Raw genomic sequence first — 1,737 nt, forward strand, 5'->3', positions numbered from 1 at the left:
GTCCTGAGGTAACGGAAGGGATTTTGTCACATGAGCACAGGAAGGGGATTTCTTACCTGTCTTTGTGGTATAGTCCAGGCTACAAGAAAACAAGAGGGGTTGGTTCTTCTGTTTTAGACGACTAGTGAACCAACCCCCACCCAATTACAGGTGGTTACAGTATGGTATAGGATGCGCATGCAAGGCAAGTGGTACAGCATTCGCTTTCTTGACAGCGTAGGTTGCACTCGTCATGATGAAACAATCATGAAGTTCCCTCTTCCAAGAAAACGAAAGAAGCCACCTACGCTGGTGGATGGCCAAAAAGAGAAACCTAGACAAAAACTCGAGACATTGAAAGCCGGTAAGCTTGCTACCCTTGCCCTGGCCTTCACCAAGACTCTTGTTGATCTCTATGGCCCAAGGGTAGCTGGTAGTGATGCAGGTCATAGTGCCGCTGAAGCAATTGAGGATGCGTATAAACATTTCTGTGATGAAACAACCAAGACCAAATTCCCTCTCGATACGAAGGCTCATAGTCAACCTTTCACGATTATGATCATCCTCTATCCTCTTTTGGTGGTCCTTATGTTGATTGGACTGCCCTGGATTTCCCTCTTGCTTTTTATCGGTTTTTGCTATTATGTCGCTAGGGAACTCTATTTCTACCGACCTTTTGCCCGTAAAAATCGTTGCAACGCAGAAGGGGTGAATGTCCATGGAGTCCTGGAACCAAAGGAAGAGGTACAACACACACTTATTTTCAGTTCACATCATGACAGCGCTCCTCTACAACGATACAACCAGCTTGATTGGTTCTCCTACGTAAAAAATGTACTCTTCCCGGTTGGCCTATTCATTGCTTGCGGAGTGCTGGCCTTGGTTCAGATCTTTTCAGAGCTTCTTGCAAGTGCTTTGTTTTTGCCGAATATTCCTTCCATTGCACAACTCATTCTCCTTATCCTTTTTCTGGGAGCTACCCCCCTGTTGTTTCCCCTGCGGTCCATGTATGAGAAGGAGGGATCTCCTGGAGCTGGGGACAATCTTGTTTCAGTAGGGATGACAGTACAGCTTGCCAGGTATTTCCATTGGAGGAAGGATTGTGGGAAGCCTCTAAGGAATACCCGACTGATCTTCTGCTCCTTTGACGGGGAGGAAGCAGCACTGCAGGGATCAAGGCATTGGTATGCATCAATGGCTGACTCATTGATTGATCCTATCGCATTGAACTTTGATTCCGTCTACTACAGTGACCAGATTACCTTCCTTGAGAAGGATGTGAATGGAACCCAACAGCTTGATGCTTCCTTGGCAAGGCGCTGTACGGAAATTGCACACTCTATGGGGTATGAATCCAGAAGTGAAGCAATTCCACGCCTGTGGGGCGGCACCGATGCTGCTGAAGCGAGCAGGTGTGGTATTTCAGCCACTACCCTGACCGCAGTTGCTTGGGATGACCGTAGCAAACCATCGGTACAGCATACCCGCAATGACGTAGTGGAAGCGATAGAACCGAGTGCCCTGGAAAGAGCGCTCTCCATTGCCATCAAACTCACTGATATGGTTGATGGGAAACGATTATGGGAAGAGAGTAAGGAAGAAGAGGAGGAACCCCAAACTGAGGTATCCTTGATCTTCTCAAAGCTTACAAATCGGTAAGAGAGACCTCACATTGTCCGCCTGAGAGTTCAGTAATTCTGGAAGATAATTGCTCAGCATTGGTACTCGGAAGTGTCCCTATGATGGATACATCCGTTG

1 protein-coding gene is annotated in these 1,737 nt (G+C 47.4%); it reads left to right on the forward strand.

Annotation, left to right across the window (positions count from 1 at the left end):
* The first annotated feature begins 171 nt into the window (after positions 1-171).
* A complete protein-coding gene (locus JF818_RS04630) occupies positions 172-1,638 on the forward strand; it encodes a M28 family peptidase (RefSeq protein ID WP_233066169.1) in 1,467 nt (488 codons plus the stop codon).
* Positions 1,639-1,737: the final 99 nt, after the last annotated feature.

This window comes from Sphaerochaeta sp. S2 (genome assembly GCF_016406725.1).
GTDB lineage: Bacteria > Spirochaetota > Spirochaetia > Sphaerochaetales > Sphaerochaetaceae > Sphaerochaeta.